Origin of the sequence: Tumebacillus flagellatus, assembly GCF_000714935.1 — a bacterium.
Taxonomy (GTDB): Bacteria; Bacillota; Bacilli; order Tumebacillales; family Tumebacillaceae; genus Tumebacillus; species Tumebacillus flagellatus.
The window spans coordinates 21518-40662 of record NZ_JMIR01000032.1 but is presented as its reverse complement, the minus strand read 5'-3'; the positions used below and the strand labels follow the sequence as shown (position 1 = coordinate 40662).

17 protein-coding genes, 1 tRNA gene, 1 pseudogene and 1 other annotated feature are annotated in these 19145 nt (G+C 55.4%); all 19 genes and pseudogenes read right to left on the bottom strand.

All coding sequences use genetic code 11. The features are described from left to right. Positions 1-142: 142 nt before the first annotated feature. Entirely contained in the window at positions 143-1330 is a 1188-nt protein-coding gene (gene tuf / locus EL26_RS18210) for an elongation factor Tu (protein ID WP_038092255.1), read from the bottom strand. A 35-nt stretch (positions 1331-1365) separates the two neighbouring features. Next, positions 1366-3441 carry an elongation factor G gene (gene fusA, locus EL26_RS18205; protein WP_038092251.1) on the bottom strand — a complete coding sequence of 692 codons (2076 nt, stop codon included), beginning with the start codon at positions 3439-3441 and terminating at the stop codon, positions 1366-1368. Between the two features lie 99 nt (positions 3442-3540). Next, the gene (gene rpsG, locus EL26_RS18200) at positions 3541-4011 is read right to left on the bottom strand and encodes a 30S ribosomal protein S7 (RefSeq protein WP_038092248.1); all 471 of its coding nucleotides are present in this window, start codon (positions 4009-4011) and stop codon (positions 3541-3543) included. A 54-nt stretch (positions 4012-4065) separates the two neighbouring features. Further along, positions 4066-4485, bottom strand: a complete 420-nt coding sequence (gene rpsL / locus EL26_RS18195; protein ID WP_038092245.1) for a 30S ribosomal protein S12 — start codon at positions 4483-4485, stop codon at positions 4066-4068. Positions 4486-4593: 108 nt separating this feature from the next. Beyond that, complete coding sequence (locus tag EL26_RS18190; protein ID WP_038092242.1) at positions 4594-4842, bottom strand: ribosomal L7Ae/L30e/S12e/Gadd45 family protein; 249 nt, start codon at positions 4840-4842, stop codon at positions 4594-4596. A 201-nt stretch (positions 4843-5043) separates the two neighbouring features. Continuing rightward, complete coding sequence (gene rpoC / locus EL26_RS18185) at positions 5044-8709, bottom strand: DNA-directed RNA polymerase subunit beta' (protein ID WP_038092239.1); 3666 nt, start codon at positions 8707-8709, stop codon at positions 5044-5046. A gap of 23 nt (positions 8710-8732) precedes the next feature. Next, positions 8733-12269: a DNA-directed RNA polymerase subunit beta gene (rpoB, locus tag EL26_RS18180; protein WP_038092236.1), complete on the bottom strand. Its 3537-nt coding sequence runs from the start codon at positions 12267-12269 to the stop codon at positions 8733-8735. A gap of 222 nt (positions 12270-12491) precedes the next feature. Further along, positions 12492-13103, bottom strand: coding sequence for a class I SAM-dependent methyltransferase (locus EL26_RS18175; RefSeq protein ID WP_038092233.1), 612 nt, complete (start codon positions 13101-13103; stop codon positions 12492-12494). A 123-nt stretch (positions 13104-13226) separates the two neighbouring features. Continuing rightward, positions 13227-13592: a 50S ribosomal protein L7/L12 gene (rplL, locus tag EL26_RS18170; protein WP_038092231.1), complete on the bottom strand. Its 366-nt coding sequence runs from the start codon at positions 13590-13592 to the stop codon at positions 13227-13229. A gap of 52 nt (positions 13593-13644) precedes the next feature. Further along, positions 13645-14133 (bottom strand): 50S ribosomal protein L10, encoded by a 489-nt coding sequence (gene rplJ, locus EL26_RS18165; protein WP_038092229.1) that lies wholly within the window; start codon positions 14131-14133, stop codon positions 13645-13647. A gap of 22 nt (positions 14134-14155) precedes the next feature. After that, positions 14156-14300: a sequence feature (ribosomal protein L10 leader region), on the bottom strand. A gap of 69 nt (positions 14301-14369) precedes the next feature. Further along, a complete protein-coding gene (gene rplA / locus EL26_RS18160; protein ID WP_038092227.1) occupies positions 14370-15056 on the bottom strand; it encodes a 50S ribosomal protein L1 in 687 nt (228 codons plus the stop codon). A 106-nt stretch (positions 15057-15162) separates the two neighbouring features. Then, positions 15163-15588 carry a 50S ribosomal protein L11 gene (rplK, locus tag EL26_RS18155; protein ID WP_038092224.1) on the bottom strand — a complete coding sequence of 142 codons (426 nt, stop codon included), beginning with the start codon at positions 15586-15588 and terminating at the stop codon, positions 15163-15165. A gap of 113 nt (positions 15589-15701) precedes the next feature. Further along, entirely contained in the window at positions 15702-16238 is a 537-nt protein-coding gene (gene nusG / locus EL26_RS18150) for a transcription termination/antitermination protein NusG (RefSeq protein ID WP_038092400.1), read from the bottom strand. A 68-nt stretch (positions 16239-16306) separates the two neighbouring features. Continuing rightward, positions 16307-16552 (bottom strand): preprotein translocase subunit SecE, encoded by a 246-nt coding sequence (gene secE, locus EL26_RS18145; protein WP_052036546.1) that lies wholly within the window; start codon positions 16550-16552, stop codon positions 16307-16309. Between the two features lie 32 nt (positions 16553-16584). Continuing rightward, complete coding sequence (rpmG, locus tag EL26_RS18140; protein ID WP_038092222.1) at positions 16585-16734, bottom strand: 50S ribosomal protein L33; 150 nt, start codon at positions 16732-16734, stop codon at positions 16585-16587. A gap of 199 nt (positions 16735-16933) precedes the next feature. Continuing rightward, positions 16934-17009 (bottom strand) — tRNA-Met (locus EL26_RS18135). 95 nt (positions 17010-17104) lie between these two features. After that, complete coding sequence (sigH, locus tag EL26_RS18130; protein ID WP_081857319.1) at positions 17105-17752, bottom strand: RNA polymerase sporulation sigma factor SigH; 648 nt, start codon at positions 17750-17752, stop codon at positions 17105-17107. 86 nt (positions 17753-17838) lie between these two features. Continuing rightward, positions 17839-18351 (bottom strand): NYN domain-containing protein, encoded by a 513-nt coding sequence (locus tag EL26_RS18125; protein ID WP_038092220.1) that lies wholly within the window; start codon positions 18349-18351, stop codon positions 17839-17841. 15 nt (positions 18352-18366) lie between these two features. Next, positions 18367-19101 (bottom strand): annotated as a pseudogene (gene rlmB / locus EL26_RS18120) (23S rRNA (guanosine(2251)-2'-O)-methyltransferase RlmB); the annotation flags it as partial. Positions 19102-19145: the final 44 nt, after the last annotated feature.

Here is a 19145-nt window from a genome sequence, read left to right as displayed (position 1 = left end):
GCGTTGTCATGGCATCGGTAGGACACTTCAATGATTCTACAGGACAAATGCCCAAAAGTCAACGTCCCCACATAAAAAACTTCTCTATAAAAAAAGAACGAACTCCGAGGAGTTCGTTCTTTTTGGCAGCAACTCGTTTGAGTTACTTAATGATGGAAGCTACAACGCCTGCGCCAACGGTGCGGCCGCCTTCGCGGATTGCGAAGCGGGTGCCGTCTTCGAGAGCGATCGGAGCGATCAGCTCAACTTCAACGGTGATGTTGTCGCCCGGCATAACCATTTCAACGCCTTCCGGCAGGGAAACGACGCCGGTTACGTCGGTGGTGCGGACGTAGAATTGCGGACGGTAGTTGGAGAAGAACGGGGTGTGACGGCCGCCCTCTTCTTTGGTCAGAACGTAAACTTCTGCTTTGAAGACGGTGTGCGGCTTGATGGAAGCCGGCTTGCAGAGTACTTGGCCGCGCTCGATGTCTTTGCGGTCAACACCACGGAGCAGAGCACCGATGTTGTCGCCTGCTTGAGCGGAGTCGAGAAGTTTGCGGAACATCTCGATACCGGTAGCAACGGTCTTGCGGGTTTCTTCTGCGATGCCGACGATTTCAACTTCGTCGCCGACTTTCAGAGCGCCACGTTCTACACGGCCGGTAGCAACGGTACCACGACCGGTGATGGTGAACACGTCCTCGACCGGCATCAGGAACGGCTTGTCGGTTTCGCGGGTCGGTTCCGGGATGTAGGAGTCAACAGCTTCCATGAGTTCATGGATTTTGCCTTCCCATGCAGCGTCGCCTTCGAGAGCTTTCAGAGCGGAGCCTTTGATGACCGGGATGTCATCGCCCGGGAATTCGTACTCGGAGAGCAGGTCACGGATTTCCATTTCAACCAGCTCGAGGAGTTCTTCGTCGTCAACCATGTCGCACTTGTTCATGAAGACAACGATGTACGGAACGCCTACTTGGCGGGAGAGCAGGATGTGCTCGCGGGTTTGCGGCATCGGGCCGTCAGCTGCGGAAACGACGAGGATCGCGCCGTCCATTTGAGCTGCGCCGGTGATCATGTTTTTAACGTAGTCGGCATGTCCCGGGCAGTCAACGTGTGCGTAGTGACGAGCGTCGGTTTCGTATTCAACGTGAGCGGTGTTGATGGTGATACCGCGTTCGCGCTCTTCCGGAGCTTTGTCGATGGAACCGTAGTCCATAGCTTGTGCACCGCCGGTTTTTGCCAGAACGGTGGTGATTGCTGCGGTCAGAGTGGTTTTACCATGGTCGACGTGACCGATGGTACCGATGTTAACGTGCGGCTTGTTACGTTCGAACTTAGCTTTTGCCACTGTGGGTCAACTCCTCTTATCGGATGGGTTATAAATTATTCGCCTTTGGATTTGGCGATAATTTCTTGCGAGATAGACTTCGGCGCTTCTTCGAATGCGAAGAACTCCATGGAGTATTGGCCGCGGCCTTGGGTACGGGAACGCAGGGAAGTTGCGTAACCGAACATTTCGGAGAGCGGTACGAAACCGCGGACGACTTGTGCGCCTGCGCGTGCTTCCATACCTTCGATGCGACCGCGACGGGAGTTGATGTCACCCATGATGTCGCCCATGTACTCTTCCGGAACGATAACTTCGACCTTCATGATCGGCTCGAGGATGACCGGGTCAGCCTTCTGAGCACCAGCCTTGAGGGCCATGGAACCTGCGATTTTGAACGCCATCTCGGAGGAGTCGACGTCATGGTAGGAACCATCGACGATGGTTACTTTCATGTCGATCAACGGGAAGCCTGCGAGGATACCGTTTTGCATCGCTTCTTGTACACCATTGTCGACTGCCGGGATGTATTCACGCGGAACAACACCGCCGACAACCTTGTTCTCGAAGATGTAACCTTGGCCGCGCTCAAGCGGTTCCAGTTCGAGCCAAACGTGACCGAATTGACCCTTACCACCGGATTGGCGAACAAATTTACCTTCGATTTTGGTGTGCTTTTTGATCGTCTCTTTGTAAGCAACTTGCGGCTTACCAACGTTGGTTTCAACTTTGAACTCGCGTTGGAGACGGTCAACGATGATTTCGAGGTGAAGCTCACCCATACCGGAGATGATGGTTTGACCCGTCTCATGGTTGGTGTAGGTGCGGAAAGTCGGATCTTCCTCCGCAAGCTTGGACAGAGCGATACCGAGTTTGTCTTGGTCCGCTTTGGTCTTCGGTTCGAGGGAGAGGTCGATAACCGGCTCCGGGAACACCATGGACTCGAGGATAACAATGTTCTTCTCGTCGCACAGGGTATCGCCGGTGGTGGTGTCCTTCAGACCGACAGCTGCCGCGATGTCACCGGAGTAGACGGTTTGGATCTCTTCACGGTGGTTTGCGTGCATCTGAACGATACGGCCGATACGCTCACGCTTGTTCTTGGTCGAGTTGAGGACGTAAGAACCTGCGTTGATCGTGCCGGAGTATACGCGGAAGAAGGAAAGTTTGCCGACGAACGGGTCGGTCATGATCTTGAACGCCAGAGCTGCGAACGGCTCTTCGTCGGAGGACGGGCGTTCAGTTTCTTCGCCGTCTTCGGTGACACCCTTGATTGCCGGGATGTCGATCGGAGCCGGCATATAATCAACGACAGCATCCAGCATCGGTTGTACGCCTTTGTTCTTGTAGGAAGAACCGCAGATAACCGGGATGATCTGTACGTTAATAACACCTTTGCGCAGAGCTGCTTTGATTTCCTCTACGGTGAATTCTTCACCTTCGAGATATTTCATCATCAGCTCTTCGTCAAGTTCAGCAACAGCCTCAACCAGGTTGTTACGCCATTGTTCAGCTTTTTCCTTGTACTCAGCCGGGATTTCGGTCTTTTCCGAGGTTTTGCCGAGGTCGTCGGTGTAGATGATCGCTTCCATGGTGACCAGGTCGATCATACCGAGGAATTGATCTTCTGCGCCGATCGGCAGTTGAATCGGCACAGCGTTCGCTTTGAGGCGGTCGCGCATCATGGATACGCAACGCTCGAAGTCTGCACCGATGATGTCCATCTTGTTGACGTAGGCGATACGCGGAACGTTGTACTTGTCCGCTTGGCGCCATACGGTTTCGGATTGCGGTTCAACGCCACCCTTTGCACAGAAGACGCCTACGGAACCGTCAAGAACGCGCAGGGAACGTTCAACCTCTACGGTGAAGTCCACGTGACCCGGCGTGTCGATGATGTTGATTCGGTGGCCATTCCATTGAGCGGTGGTCGCTGCAGAGGTGATGGTGATACCACGCTCTTGCTCTTGAACCATCCAGTCCATGGTCGCTGCACCTTCGTGAACTTCACCGATCTTATGAACGCGGCCGGTGTAGAACAGAACGCGCTCGGTCGTCGTGGTTTTACCCGCGTCGATATGCGCCATGATCCCAATGTTTCTCGTTTTTTCTAACGGAAACTGACGTGCCATGATTGACATCCTCCTCTCTTGCTATGTGATGTTAGGTATAGAAAGGCGCTCGGACAGATCGTGAAGATCCATCCGACCACGCGCTTCAACGTACCAATCCTACCAGCGGTAGTGAGCAAACGCTTTGTTCGCTTCCGCCATTTTGTGCATATCTTCGCGACGCTTCACGGAGCCGCCAGCGTTGTTCGCTGCGTCCATGATTTCGTTCGCGAGCTTTTCTTCGATGGTTTTCTCGTTGCGCTTACGGGAGTAGTCAACGAGCCAGCGAATGCCGAGGGTGGTGCGGCGTTCCGGACGAACTTCGATCGGAACTTGGTAGTTCGCGCCCCCTACGCGGCGAGCTTTAACTTCGAGAACCGGCATGATGTTCTTCATAGCGGTTTCGAAGACTTCGAGCGGATCGTTACCGGTTTTTTCACGGATACGATCAAATGCACCGTAAACTGCGTTTTGAGCGGTGCCTTTCTTACCATCGTACATGAGCTTATTGGTCAGGCGGGTGACAAGCTTGGACCCGTAGATCGGATCCGGCAGAACGTCACGGCGCGGAGCAGGACCTTTACGCGACATGCAATTCGCCTCCTTTCAAGAGTTCTGTAGGTTGTTTCGGCCTAAGCCGTTCGATTACTTCTTCACTTTCGGGCGCTTAGCGCCGTACTTGGAACGAGATTGCATACGGTCTTTAACGCCTGCGGTGTCGAGGGCGCCACGAACGATGTGGTAGCGCACCCCCGGAAGGTCCTTAACACGACCGCCGCGAACGAGAACGACGCTGTGCTCTTGCAGGTTGTGTCCGATACCCGGGATGTACGCGGTAACCTCGATGCCGTTGGTCAGACGAACGCGGGCATACTTACGCAGCGCGGAGTTCGGCTTCTTCGGCGTCATGGTACCTACACGGGTGCAGACCCCACGTTTTTGCGGGGACGGCAGATCGGTTTGCTCCTTGATGAAGCTGTTGTAACCTTTTTGCAGAGCCGGAGCGGTCGATTTCTTCTCGATGCTCTTACGGCCTTTGCGAACCAACTGGTTAATTGTCGGCATGAAACTGCACCTCCTTCTCAAAGTTTCAAGTCCACAGAGCCCGGCGGCTCATTAGACGGCAAATGAAAAAGGTAAATGGCAAACTGGGGGACACCCAGTGTCCAGTACCTATCGTACGACGATGGCTGCGGTGGCGGCGCCAACTTCAATGCCGCATGCAATCCCCAGCTCTCTCATCGTCTCAACCCATGTGATGGGAACGTGATGCTTGTCAGCAAGCAGGGCGACGCGCGACGTTAATCGCGTGTCGGCGTCATGCGCGATGAACAGCTCAACGGCTGTCGATTGCTCGATCGCTTTGGTTGTTTGGTTAAGACCCACCGCAACGTGGCCGGCCTCTCGGATGCGGGTTAGCACTCCGGTACCATCCTTCCTATTGAACACCTCTGTCACTGTTAGGCACACTACGAGATTGTAGCACCTCAACTAATGTAAGTCAACTCTATATGCGGGATCTTCGAAAAAAATTCTCGTACCCCTATGATTTTAACCGTAGAGAAGGCGCTCTGCTACACACAGAGCGCCGTCAACTACGACGATTTTGTGACAAAAAACAAATTAATCGGCGATCGTCTCAACCGTTTCGAGGTCGACGGAATCCAAATCACCGGTCGAGCCTGCAGCAGAATTTGCTTCTGCAACCGTCTCCTCCAGTTCGGTGCCGTCTTCGACCTTGATGTTGCGGTAACGAGACATACCTGTGCCTGCCGGCACCAGTTTCCCGATGATGACGTTCTCCTTGAGGCCCAGGAGGCGGTCCACCTTGCCCTTGATCGCGGCTTCGGTGAGGACGCGGGTCGTTTCTTGGAAGGACGCCGCAGACAGGAAGGAATCCGTCTCCAGCGACGCTTTGGTGATCCCGAGGAGCGCAGGACGCGCAACGGCCGGTTCACCGCCGCCCAAGAGAACAGGCAGGTTCGCGGTCTCAAACTCAAACGTGTCGACATAGGTGCCCGGCAGCAGAGCCGTGTCTCCGGCGTCGGAGATGCGGACTTTGCGGAGCATTTGACGAACCATGACCTCGACGTGCTTGTCGTTGATCTCTACGCCCTGCAGACGGTATACGCGCTGCACTTCACGCAGCAGGTACATCTGCACGCCGTGGATGCCTTTGACTTTCAGCATGTCTTTCGGGTCGATGGAACCCTCGGTCAACTCGTCGCCCGCTTCCACCACTTTACCGACTTGAACGCGAATACGGGAACCGTACGGAACCGGATAGACTTTGACTTCCGCTTCGCCTGTCACTTCGATTTCGCGCTTGTCTTTGACTTCGCGGATCTCGGTGACTTTGCCGTCGATTTCGGTGATGATCGCTTGGCCTTTCGGGTTGCGGGCCTCGAACAACTCCTGGATACGCGGCAAACCTTGGGTGATGTCGTCGCCGGCAACGCCGCCGGTGTGGAAGGTACGCATGGTCAGCTGAGTACCCGGTTCACCGATGGACTGCGCCGCGATGATGCCGACCGCTTCGCCGATTTCGACCATGTTGCCGGTTGCCAAGTTGCGGCCGTAGCACTTGATGCAAACGCCGTGTTGGGTGCGGCAGGTCGTGACGGAGCGGATGTGTACGCGTTCGATGCCGGCCGAGATGATATCGCGGCCCTTTTGTTCGTCGATCAATTCGTTCAAGCCGACGATCAGTTCGCCCGTTTCCGGATGCACGACGTTTTGGAACGCCACGCGGCCGACGATGCGGTCGAACAGTTCCTCGATGACTTCCTTGCCGTCGCGAATTTCTTCTGCGTACAGACCTTTGTCGGTACCGCAGTCGTCTTGGCGGACGATGACGTCTTGGGCAACGTCAACCAGACGACGGGTGAGGTAACCGGAGTCGGCGGTACGCAGAGCGGTATCCGCAAGACCTTTGCGGGCACCGTGGGTCGAGATAAAGTACTCGAGGACGGTGAGGCCTTCGCGGAAGTTCGACTTGATCGGGAGCTCGATGATACGACCGGACGGATTCGCCATCAAACCGCGCATCCCTGCGAGCTGAGTGATCTGCGAAACGTTACCGCGCGCACCGGAGTGAGCCATCATGTAAATCGGGTTGTAACGGTCCAAGGAGTCCATCAGAACTTTGGTGATTTCGTCCTTGGCTTTCGACCAGATCGAAATGACGCGGTCGTAGCGCTCGTCGTCGGTGATCAGACCGCGACGGAACTGGCGGGTGACGGTGTTGACTTTGCCTTCCGCCTCGTCGAGGATTCTGTACTTGTCTTCCGGAACGATGATGTCCGCGACGGAGATCGTGATGCCGGCACGCGTCGAGTATTTGAACGCGAGCTGCTTGATCTTGTCGAGGATCTCGGAGGTCATGGTCGTGCCGTAGATGCGGAAGCACTCGCCGATGATCGAGCCGAGGAATTTCTTGGTGACCGCTTCTTGCGGCGGAATCTTGGCAACTGCCGCACGCAGGTCGGCGCCTTTTTCGTGAACGAAGAATTCATCCGACAGACCTTTGAGCAGGTTGTCGTTCTTCGAATGGGTGATGAACGGGAAATCTGCCGGGAAAATTTCGTTGAAGATGATTTTGCCGACAGTGGTGATCAACATTGCACTTTGCTGTGCTTCGGTGAAAGACGCTTTGCGAACTTCCTTCGCCGGAATGAGGATGCGGGTATGCAGACCGACTTGCTTTTCGTCATACGCCATCATCGCTTCGTTTGCGGAGCGGAAGACGCGGCCTTCGCCAGGCATACCTTGACGATCCATCGTCAGGTAGTAGGAACCGAGGACCATGTCCTGCGTCGGAGTAACGACCGGCTTGCCGTCCTTCGGGTTGAGGATGTTGTGCGCTGCGAGCATCAAGAGACGCGCTTCCGCTTGTGCTTCGGCAGACAGCGGAACGTGGACAGCCATTTGGTCGCCGTCAAAGTCCGCGTTGTACGCCGTACAAACGAGCGGGTGCAACTTGATGGCACGGCCCTCGACGAGGGTCGGCTCGAACGCCTGAATCCCCAGACGGTGAAGGGTTGGTGCACGGTTGAGCAGAACCGGGTGTTCCTTGATGACGTCCTCGAGAACGTCCCAGACTTCAGCGGACACGCGTTCGACTTTGCGCTTCGCGGACTTGATGTTGTGCGCGAGGCCTTTGGCGACGAGTTCCTTCATAACGAACGGCTTGAACAGCTCGAGCGCCATCTCTTTCGGCAGACCGCACTGGTACATGCGCAGGTGCGGGCCGACGACGATAACGGAACGGCCGGAGTAGTCAACGCGCTTCCCGAGCAAGTTCTGACGGAAACGTCCTTGCTTGCCCTTGAGCATATGCGAAAGGGACTTCAGCGGACGGTTGCCAGGACCGGTGACCGGACGGCCGCGGCGGCCGTTGTCGATCAGAGCGTCAACTGCTTCTTGCAGCATGCGTTTCTCGTTTTGCACGATGATGTCCGGAGCGCCCAGGTCGAGCAGGCGCTTCAGACGGTTGTTCCGGTTGATGACACGGCGGTACAGGTCGTTCAAGTCGGAGGTCGCAAAGCGGCCGCCGTCGAGTTGGACCATCGGACGCAGTTCCGGCGGAATAACCGGAAGCACGTCGAGAATCATCCAAGACGGATCGTTGGAGGACGCACGGAACGCTTCCATTACTTCCAGACGTTTGATGGCGCGGTTGCGGCGTTGGCCTTGCGCGGTCTTGAGCTCTTCTTTCAGTTGAACGACTTCTTTCTCGACTTCAACTTGGAGCAAGAGTTTCTTGATCGCTTCAGCGCCCATGCCGGCTTCAAACGCGTAGCCGTACTTCTCGCGATAGGAGCGGTACTCCTTCTCGGAGAGCAGTTGCTTGTATTCCAGCGGGGTTTCACCCGGAGAGGTGACCACGTAGGAAGCAAAGTAGATGACTTCTTCGAGCGAGCGCGGGCTCATGTCAAGCACGAGGCCCATGCGGCTCGGGATGCCCTTGAAGTACCAAATGTGAGAGACGGGGGCCGCGAGTTCGATGTGGCCCATCCGTTCCCGACGGACTTTCGCGCGGGTGACTTCTACGCCGCAGCGGTCACAAACGACGCCCTTGTAACGCACGCGTTTGTATTTGCCGCAATGGCATTCCCAGTCACGGGTCGGTCCGAAGATTTTTTCGCAGAACAAGCCTTCTTTTTCCGGTTTGAGGGTCCGGTAGTTGATCGTCTCCGGCTTCTTGACTTCCCCGTGCGACCACGAACGGATCTTCTCCGGGGATGCCAGACCGATCTTCATGTACTCAAAGTTGTTGACGTCCAACAAGGGGCCTACCTCCCTTTTCGTACTTACTCTTCGCCGACTTCACGCGCGCTCAAATTCAGGTTCAACTTCTCGCCCGAATCGTCTTCTTCATCGCTCTCACGCATGACGATCTCTTGCTCGTCTTCGGAGAGGATCTTGACGTCCATGCCAAGCGATTGCAGTTCTTTGATCAAGACTTTGAACGATTCCGGAACGCCCGGTTCCGGCACATTCTCGCCCTTGACGATCGCTTCGTAGGTCTTCACGCGGCCGACCACGTCGTCCGACTTGACAGTGAGGATCTCTTGGAGGGTGTACGCGGCACCGTATGCCTCGAGCGCCCAGACCTCCATCTCCCCGAAGCGCTGACCGCCGAACTGCGCCTTACCACCGAGCGGCTGCTGGGTGACGAGGGAGTACGGACCGGTGGAGCGTGCGTGGATTTTATCATCAACCAAGTGGTGCAATTTCAGCATGTACACGCAACCGACGGTGACGCGGTTTTCAAACGGTTCACCGGTGCGGCCGTCGTACAGAACTTGCTTGCCGTCGCGCGGCAAGCCCGCTTCTTCCAAGGTGTCGAACACGTCGGATTCACGCGCGCCGTCGAAGACCGGCGTTGCGACGTGGATGCCGAGGTAACGAGCTGCCATGCCCAAGTGGGTCTCCAGAACCTGACCGATGTTCATCCGCGACGGGACGCCCAGCGGGTTCAGGACAACTTGTACCGGAGTGCCGTCGGAAAGGAACGGCATGTCTTCTTCCGCCATGATGCGGGCGACGACACCCTTGTTCCCGTGGCGGCCTGCCATCTTGTCGCCTTCGGAGATTTTGCGCTTTTGCGCGATGTAGACGCGCACGAGCTGGTTGACACCCGGCGGCAGTTCGTCGCCGTTGTCGCGGGTGAACACTTTGACGTCGACGATGATGCCGGCGCCGCCGTGCGGTACGCGCAGCGAGGTGTCGCGGACTTCACGGGCTTTTTCCCCGAAGATGGCGTGCAGGAGGCGTTCTTCTGCCGTCAGTTCGGTGACGCCCTTCGGCGTAACTTTGCCGACGAGGATGTCGCCAGCGTCGATTTCGGCACCGACGCGGATGATGCCGCGCTCGTCGAGGTTCTTCAGCGCTTCATCGCCAACGTTCGGGATGTCGCGGGTGATTTCTTCCGGACCGAGCTTGGTGTCGCGCGCTTCCGCTTCGTATTCCTCTATGTGGAGCGACGTGTACACGTCTTCCTTGACGAGTTTTTCGGAGAGGAGAATCGCGTCCTCGTAGTTGTACCCTTCCCAGGTCATGAACGCGACGATGACGTTCTTGCCCAGAGCCAGTTCCCCGTTGTCGGTCGCCGGACCGTCCGCGATGATCGTGCCCTTGGTGATGGTTTCACCTTGCTGAACGATCGGACGCTGGTTGATGCAGGTCCCTTGGTTGGAACGGGTGAACTTGAGGAGCTTGTATTTGTGCAGGTCGCCGTTGACCAGGCGGCCGTCCACGTTCTTCTGCTCACGAACCCAAACTTCGTTCGCCGCAACGCGCTCGACGAGACCGTCGTGACGAGAGACGAGAGTGGAGCCGGAGTCTTTCGCTGCTTTGTGTTCCATCCCGGTGCCGACAAACGGAGCGGCCGGCTTCAGGAGCGGAACGGCTTGGCGTTGCATGTTGGAACCCATCAGCGCACGGTTGGCGTCGTCGTTCTCAAGGAACGGGATGCAAGCCGTTGCGACGGAGACGACCTGACGCGGCGAGACGTCGATGTAGTCGACGCGCTCCGGCGCGAGCAGCAGGGTCTCTTCCTTGTAGCGAACGACAACTTGCTCGTCGATGAGTTTTTTGTTCTCGTCGATGCCTGCGTTCGCCTGTGCGATAACGTAGTTATCCTCTTCGTCCGCCGTCATGTAGTGGACGACGTCGGTCAATTGGAGGGTCTCCGGGTCTACTTTGCGGTACGGAGTTTCGATGAAGCCGTACTCGTTGATCCGCGCATACGTGGAGAGGTAGTTGATCAAGCCGATGTTCGGACCTTCCGGGGTCTCGATCGGGCACATCCGGCCATAGTGAGAATGGTGGACGTCGCGGACTTCGAAGCCTGCGCGCTCACGGGTCAGACCGCCCGGGCCGAGCGCCGAGAGACGACGCTTGTGCGTCAGTTCTGCCAGCGGGTTCGTTTGGTCCATGAACTGCGAGAGCTGCGAGGAGCCGAAGAATTCCTTGATCGCCGCGATGACCGGACGGATGTTGATCAACGCCTGCGGCGTGATCGCGTTCGCGTCTTGGATCGACATGCGCTCGCGGACGACGCGCTCCATCCGGGAGAGACCGATGCGGAACTGGTTGGTGAGCAATTCACCGACCGAACGCAGACGGCGGTTGCCGAGGTGGTCGATGTCGTCGGTGTTGCCGACGCCGTGCAGGAGGTCCATGAAGTAGGAGATCGATGCCAAGATGTCGGACGGCGTGATGTGCTTCACGTTTTTGTCGACGTTGGCGTTGCCGATGACCTTGATCACTTTGCCGTCTTCACGCGGCGAGAAGATCTTGATCTCTTGCAAACGGATGTTCTCTTCCTCCACGACACCGGAAGTGGACTTGTAATCCACGTAGTTGACGGAGTTGTTCTCAAGCGCCGGCAGGATTTTGTCCAGCAAGCGGCGATCCAGAACGGAACCCGCCTCCGCGATGATCTCGCCGGTGGTCGGGTCGATCAGCGTCTCAGCCAGACGTTGGCCGAGCAAACGGTTCTTGATATGTAACTTCTTGTTGATCTTGTAGCGGCCGACGTTTGCGAGGTCGTAGCGCTTCGGATCAAAGAAGCGGGAAATCAGCAAGTTGCGGGCGTTCTCCAGAGTCGGCGGTTCGCCCGGACGCAAGCGCTCGTAGATCTCAAGCAGCGCTTTCTCCGTGTTCTCGGTGTTGTCTTTGTCCAGCGAGTTGCGCAGGAACTCGTCTTCACCCAGCAAGTTCAGAATCTCAGCGTCTGTCGAGAAGCCCAATGCGCGCAAAAGCACCGTCACGGGGATCTTCCGCGTACGGTCGATGCGGACATAGATGATGTCCTTCGCGTCGGTCTCCAACTCCAACCAAGCGCCACGGTTCGGGATGACGGTCGCGGTGTACGCCTTCTTCCCGTTTTTATCGATCTTGGTATTGAAGTAGACGCTTGGGGAACGAACCAGCTGGGAGACAATGACACGCTCGGCACCGTTGATAATAAACGTACCGGTGTCTGTCATCAGCGGGAAATCACCCATAAAGACTTCCTGCTCCTTCACTTCACCGGTCTCGCGGTTGATCAAGCGGACCTTGACACGCAAAGGCGCAGCGTAGGTTACGTCGCGCTCCTTCGACTCATCGACCGAGTATTTCGGTTCCCCCAGGCTGTAATCCACAAATTCCAGGACCAGGTTCCCCGTAAAGTCTTGAATCGGAGAGATGTCTTGGAACATCTCTTTCAAACCTTCGTCAAGAAACCATTGATAGGACTTCTGCTGGATCTCGATCAGGTTCGGCAGTTCCAATACTTCTTCGAGGCGCGCATAGGTTCTGCGTTGCCGTTTGCCGTATTGCACTAGTTGTCCCTTCAAATCTGTCACCCCTCATACCTTTGGTCGACATTTGATACCAAAAAAATAAAATGCGAGTACGCTATGTAAACACATTTCTTGGTAAACCACGTAATATTCATTCGTAACCAGAAACCCTGCAAACCATACCCCCTACAGAGACAAAGCATGCAGTGTAGGATTACGCATTAAACAACTATACAACAACGAATCTGGCGTGTCAACAAATTCTTGGCACAGATTCTAAGGGTTGGTTTGCGGACCACGGCAACGGAAAATCCGGAATCCGGCATCCCGCGCGACATCTTCTACGTCTTCGAACAACTCTTCCAACCGCTTCTTCGCAGACGGCGCGCCTTGCTTTTTTTGAATCACCACCCACAGCTCGCCGCCGTCCGTCAGATGATCTACGGCACCTTCAAAAATCGAATGCACCACTTGCTTGCCCGCCCGGATCGGCGGATTGGTCAAGATCACGTCAAAGCGGCGTCCTTGCACTTGCTCATAGCGGTCGCTGACCAGCACTTCCACGTTGGAAATCCCGTTGGCTTGTGCGTTGCGGCGCGCCAACTCCACCGCGCGTTCGTTCACGTCCACCATCGTGACCCGACCGTTTGCGGCAAGCTTTGCCGCCGTCAGACCGATCGGCCCGTAGCCGCACCCGACATCGAGAACGTCCGCGTCGTCCGGAATCTCCATCGTTTCAATCAACAGATCGCTGCCAAAGTCCACGCCGGATTTCGAAAACACTCCGGCATCCGTCCAGAACACAAATTCCTGCCCCCGCAATGTCACGCGGATGGCGCGCAGGTCATGCTCAACCGTCGGTTTGTTCGAATAATAGTGGTCACTCACGGGCGCACACCCTCCCTCACCTACATTAGGTTACCCATTTTCCAGTACTTCTAGTAGCTGCCTCGTATGTAAAAAAACACCCGACCGCGTGGGCCGGGTGCTTTTTGAGGAGCAAAAGTGAAATTACTTCACTTCTACGGAAGCGCCAGCTTCTTCGAGCTTCGCTTTCATAGCTTCTGCTTCTTCTTTGGAGATCTTTTCTTTCAGCGCCTTCGGAGCGTTGTCAACGATTTCTTTCGCTTCTTTGAGGCCCAGGCCGGTCAGTTCGCGAACGACTTTGATAACGTTGATTTTGGAAGCGCCAGCGTTGTTGAGGATGACGTCGAATTCGGTTTGCTCTTCAACAGCAGCAGCAGCAGCGCCGCCAGCAACTGCAACCGGAGCTGCAGCGGAAACGCCGAATTCTTCTTCGATTGCTTTAACGAGTTCGTTCAGTTCGAGAACGGACATACCTTTGATCTTTTCAAGGATATCAGCGGTGTGAGACATTGAGAAAAACCTCCTAATAGGTTGTAGTTTTGTTTGTTACGCAAGAAATTGCTTACGCTTCTTGTTTCTCTGCCACTTGCGAAACTGCGTATGCGAAGTTGCGCATCGGAGCTTGGAGAACGGAGAGAAGCATGGAGAGGAGACCCTCTTTGCTCGGCAGTTCAGCCAGAGCTTGAACTTCGGAAGTACCGATGACTTTACCTTCAATGATGCCCGCCTTCAGCTCGAGAGCTTTGTGGGTTTTTGCAAAATCATTGAGGATACGCGCCGGAGCGACAACGTCATCCTTGGAGAACGCGATTGCGTTCGGGCCGGTCAGGAATTCGTTGACTTCGCTCAAGTTGACTTGCTCAGCAGCGCGACGGGTCATGGTGTTCTTCAGAACTTTGAACTCGATGCCAGCGTCACGGAGAAGCTTGCGGAGTTCGGTGACTTCGCCAACGGTCAGACCGCGGTAGTCAGCAATGATCGTGGAAACGGAACCTTGCAGTTTTTCTGCAATTTCGTTGACGATCGTTACTTTTTCTTCACGGATACCCATCGTTACACCTCCTATTTTGATGTCGTCGCAGACAAAAGCCCTCGCAGTTGACCTACGAGGGCATACGTTTCACAACCAAGGTGAATCGATGTTCGTCCTCGGCGGGGTATTAAGCGAAGCCATTCAGCTTGCGCACCCGCTGTCTACGGTCGCAGCATATTCAGTTGCAACAGGACATATCTTATCATGCTTGGTTTTGAAAGTCAAAGCGGAAATTGCTGGTTGGGTACAAACCCTTACTTCTGCGGGTTTACTTTCACGCCCGGGCCCATGGTGGAGGAGAGGGTGATGTTGCGCAGGTAGGTACCTTTCGCAGCAGCCGGTTTCGCCTTCACGATGGTGTCGAGGAGGGTGTTGTAGTTGTCCAGCAGTTTTTCGTTATCGAAGGAGATCTTGCCGATCGGAGCATGGATGTTACCTTGCTTGTCGACGCGGTATTCGATCTTACCCGCTTTGATCTCGTTGACAGCTTTGGTTACGTCGAAGGTGACGGTACCGGTTTTCGGGTTCGGCATCAGACCTTTCGGACCGAGCACGCGACCGAGCTTACCAACAGATGCCATCATATCCGGGGTTGCGACGACAGCATCAAAATCGAACCAACCTTGGTTGATCTTGTTGATCATGTCCTCTTCGCCCACGAAATCAGCGCCTGCCGCTTCCGCTTCCTTCGCTTTCTCGCCTTTTGCAAAGACGAGGACGCGTTGGGTTTTACCGGTGCCGTGCGGCAGTACAACCGCACCACGGATTTGTTGGTCAGCTTTCTTCGGGTCTACGCCCAGACGGAAAGCGACTTCGACGGTTTCGTCAAACTTTGCGCGAGCGGTTTTCTTGACCAGCTCGAGCGCTTCTGCCGGCTCGTATTGAACGTTGTTGTCCACGAGCTTCGCAGCTTCTGCATATTTCTTACCTTGTTTCGGCATTTGAAAGTTACCTCCCTCATGTGGTTATAGCGGTAGAAAAAACCTCCCACGAATAAGGGTTGGCAGAGTCACGACCCCGCCAACCCGCGAAGAAAATCGAAGAGGGTTAGTCTTCGATGATGATGCCCATGGAGCGTGCAGTACCTTCGACCATACGCATAGCGGATTCAACATTCGCTGCGTTGAGGTCGGGCATTTTGGTTTCCGCGATTTCACGGACCTTATCACGCTTAACGGTTGCAACTTTCTTCTTGTTCGGTTCACCGGAACCCGACTCGATCCCTGCTGCTTTTTTGAGCAGGACGGCAGCCGGCGGGGTCTTCGTTTCGAAAGTGAAAGAGCGGTCTTCATACACGGTGATAACAACCGGAATGATGAGACCCGCTTGTTCTGCGGTACGAGCGTTAAACTCCTTGCAGAACCCCATGATGTTTACCCCAGCCTGACCGAGAGCCGGACCAACCGGCGGTGCAGGGGTGGCTTTCGCTGCCGGAATTTGCAGCTTCACGAGTTTCATAACCTTTTTAGCCACAACAGACACCTCCTTCTAGAAAGAATGTGGTTCAACGGGAACAGAAGCCCCTCCCACTAAAAACAGGTCTACGATGGCAGGACCATGATAGACCAAACTTTAACCGAAGTAGATTATAGCTTCTCGACCTGATCAAAGTCAAGTTCGAGCGGGGTTTCGCGTCCGAACATCGAGACCAAAACCTTGAGCTTCGCCCGATCGGCGTCGATCTCTTCGATTGACCCTACGATGTTGGCAAACGGGCCGTCGGTGACGCGCACCGCTTCCTTCAGCGCAAAATCAACGGGTTTACGCGCTGCAGCATCCACGCCCATCTGCTTAAGAATGGTGCGGACTTCAGACGGCATGAGCGGGGTCGGCTTGGAACCGGCGCCCGTAGAACCCACAAAGCCTGTGACACCCGGCGTATTACGCACAACGTACCAAGAGTCATCGGTCATAATCATTTCGACGAGGACATAGCCCGGGAAAACTTTCCGCATAACGGATTTCTGCTTCCCGTTTTTGATTTCCGTTTCCTCTTCCACAGGGACGAGGACGCGGAAGATCTTGTCTTCCATCTCCATGGAGACGACACGTTTCTCCAGGTTCGTTTTCACCTTGTTTTCATAACCAGAATAGGTATGGACGACATACCAGCGTTTCTCCAACTGTTCCATGTACGCGAGGGCAGGATGCCCTTCCCCCCTAAGTTTGGTAAGTGTGTTTCGGCTTGTCCTTACTTGTCCAAGCCGAGAAGGCGCAACAGATAACTGACGCCAAGGTCGAACGCAAAGATCAAGAGAATCATGAAGACGCAAGTGCCAAGCACCACGCTCGTATAGCTCAACAGCTCTTTGCGGTTCGGCCAGCGGACGCGCTTCAACTCGCCCCAAGAGTCTCGGAAGTAGTATCCGATTCGCTTGAAGAAGTTCGGGCGACGTTCTTGATTGGCTTCAGTTGCGACCGTAGATGATCCTGCCATACGTGTTCACCCCTTGTCCGAGTGCTACACCATTAGCGGGTTTCGCGGTGCGCAGTGTGAGAGTTGCAGAACTTGCAGTACTTCTTCAACTCGATGCGGTCCGGGTTGTTCTTCTTGTTCTTCTTGGTGATGTAGTTGCGTTGCTTGCAATCGGTGCAAGCAAGAGTAACGTTCACGCGCATCTATGGACACCTCCTACTAATTGGATGCTTTTATACTCATACTATTCCATTAAGACATGGATACCTATCTAAATTAGCATACCAACAAGTCCGTGTCAACCTGTCACCTTATGCATGATATCCAAGATCTTGCCAACCTATACTTACAAAAAGAGAGACACACGCACTCTCGCGTGTCTCTCTCTCATGTACAAACGGTTGGTTGCGGGGACAGGACTTGAACCTGCGACCTTCGGGTTATGAGCCCGACGAGCTGCCAACTGCTCCACCCCGCGATAGGATCGGCTGGGTCCGAGTTTCGCAAAAAACGCTTCCCTCAGCCGACAAAAAACAGTATACCACAACGGTCAACATAACGCAAGTAGTCAATTTAATTGACATTCCGCACTTCCAGGTAGCGTTCCAGCTTTCGCTTCACGCGCTGCAAGGCGTTGTCGATCGACTTGACATGACGTTTCAAATCGACGGCGATCTCTTGGTACGAGCGGCCGTCGAGGTAGAGCATGAGAACTTTGCGCTCCAGATCGCTCAAAATCTCGCCCATGCGGACTTCGATGTCGTCGAATTCCTCTTGGTTGATGATCAGCTCCTCCGGGTCGGTGACGCGGGAGCCGCAAATCACGTCAAGGAGCGTGCGGTCTGAGTCTTCGTCGTAAATCGGTTTATCCAGGGAAACGTAGGAGTTCAAGGGGATGTGCTTCTGTCTGGTAGCGGTCTTGATTGCGGTGATGATTTGCCGAGTGATGCACAGTTCGGCGAATGCCTTGAAAGAGGCAAGTTTATCATCGCGGAAATCGCGGATCGACTTGTACAAGCCGATCATACCCTCTTGGACGATGTCCTCGCGATCCGCACCGATGAGGAAGTAGGAGCGTGCTTTCGCGCGCACGAAGTTCTTGTACTTATTGATCAGGTGTTCAAGCGCTTCGTCGTCGCCCTGTCGGACGAGTTCGACTAAGTCCTCGTCGGACATGACTTCGAGGTCTATCGATTGACCTGTAGTTACATGACTAGCCAACTCTCATCCCTCCGACTATAGGCGTGCCGCCGAGAATGAGACTATTATACTTTATGTAATCTAGCAGGGTCAATTGCTAACTTCCGTCATTTCCTTCTCCACTTTTCGAACATTTCCCGAACTTCGGGGGACAAATGATTTCCAAGGCGATTGGACCCCGGAGTCAAGTCTTCCACCCTCTCTTCGATTTCCTTCTTCGCCTCCTGCACGTCGATGCGCAGTTCGCGCGCCGAGATGCGGAGGGCCCCGCCGCCAAACGTCACCTGTTGCTCGACATAGTCGCTTGTCGCCACAAAGATATGGCGGCGGACTTTCTCCCGTTCCAACTCATAGACCAGCCGCTCGATCAGTTCGTCGGCCGTCTCCAATTCCTTCGTGTACAGCAACTGGACGCCTCCGACCCGCTCCTCCGTCTGCCCGCCGCGTTTTAAGTGGGCATCAAAGACGACGATCACCTCGCGCCCGGTGATCGCCCGATACTCCTTGAGATCGTCCAGCAGTTGATCCCGCGCCGCTTCCAGACTCTGCGCTTTCAGAGCGCGCAGTTCCGGCCAGTCCCCGATGATGTTGTACCCGTCAACGATGAGGACTTCACGCATGATCGCAGAGGCTGCCTAGCGCTTCTCGCCGCGCTGGCGCAGCACTTCATAGAGCAAAATGCCGGTTGCCACGCCCGCGTTGAGCGATTGGACTTGTCCGATCATCGGGAGGCGCACGAGATGGTCGCAGCGTTTTTTGACGACTTCTCCGAGCCCTTTGCCTTCGTTGCCGATGACGAGCACGGTCGGGACGGTCATGTCGACTTGGTGATAGAGCTTCTCGCCGTCCACATCGGTGCCGACGACCCAGTAGCCCATCTTCTTGAGCGATTCGATCGCTTGCGAGATGTTCGCCACGCGCGCCACCGGAATGTGCTCAATCGCGCCGGCAGACGCCTTGGCGACGGTTGCGGTGAGCGGAACGGCACGGCGTTTCGGGATGACGATGCCGTGTGCGCCGACGCCGTCCGCCGAACGCAGGATCGAGCCCAAGTTGTGCGGGTCTTCGATTTCGTCAAGCACGATGATCAAGCCCGGACGCGGGGAGTTGTTCGCCGCTGCCACGATGTCTTCGAGCTCCACATAATCTTTTGCCGCGATGTAGGCGATAACGCCTTGGTGGTTGCGGCCTTCGGAAATTTGATCGAGTTTGTTCTTCGGCACGGTTTGCACGACGATGGAAGCTTGGCGCGCTTTGGAGAGAATCTCCATGACCGACGAGCCGGTTGCGCCCTCCGCCATGAGGATTTTGTTGATCGTGCGCTCCGCTTTCAAAGCTTCCAGCACCGGGTGACGGCCTTCGACTTGCTCGTTGGCGTTCGCTGCCGCCTCTTCCGCACGCGGGGCGCGGCGCT

What these genes read in the sequence shown, in the direction of transcription:
- rpsL (WP_038092245.1), bottom strand. Translation starts at nt 4,485, where the DNA reads ATGCCGACAATTAACCAGTTGGTTCGCAAAGGCCGTAAGAGCATCGAG.
- rplL (WP_038092231.1), bottom strand. Translation starts at nt 13,592, where the DNA reads ATGTCTCACACCGCTGATATCCTTGAAAAGATCAAAGGTATGTCCGTT.
- secE (WP_052036546.1), bottom strand. Translation starts at nt 16,552, where the DNA reads ATGGCAGGATCATCTACGGTCGCAACTGAAGCCAATCAAGAACGTCGC.
- EL26_RS18125 (WP_038092220.1), bottom strand. Translation starts at nt 18,351, where the DNA reads ATGCGTGAAGTCCTCATCGTTGACGGGTACAACATCATCGGGGACTGG.
- rpmG (WP_038092222.1), bottom strand. Translation starts at nt 16,734, where the DNA reads ATGCGCGTGAACGTTACTCTTGCTTGCACCGATTGCAAGCAACGCAAC.
- rplA (WP_038092227.1), bottom strand. Translation starts at nt 15,056, where the DNA reads ATGCCGAAACAAGGTAAGAAATATGCAGAAGCTGCGAAGCTCGTGGAC.
- rplJ (WP_038092229.1), bottom strand. Translation starts at nt 14,133, where the DNA reads ATGGGTATCCGTGAAGAAAAAGTAACGATCGTCAACGAAATTGCAGAA.
- rpsG (WP_038092248.1), bottom strand. Translation starts at nt 4,011, where the DNA reads ATGTCGCGTAAAGGTCCTGCTCCGCGCCGTGACGTTCTGCCGGATCCG.
- fusA (WP_038092251.1), bottom strand. Translation starts at nt 3,441, where the DNA reads ATGGCACGTCAGTTTCCGTTAGAAAAAACGAGAAACATTGGGATCATG.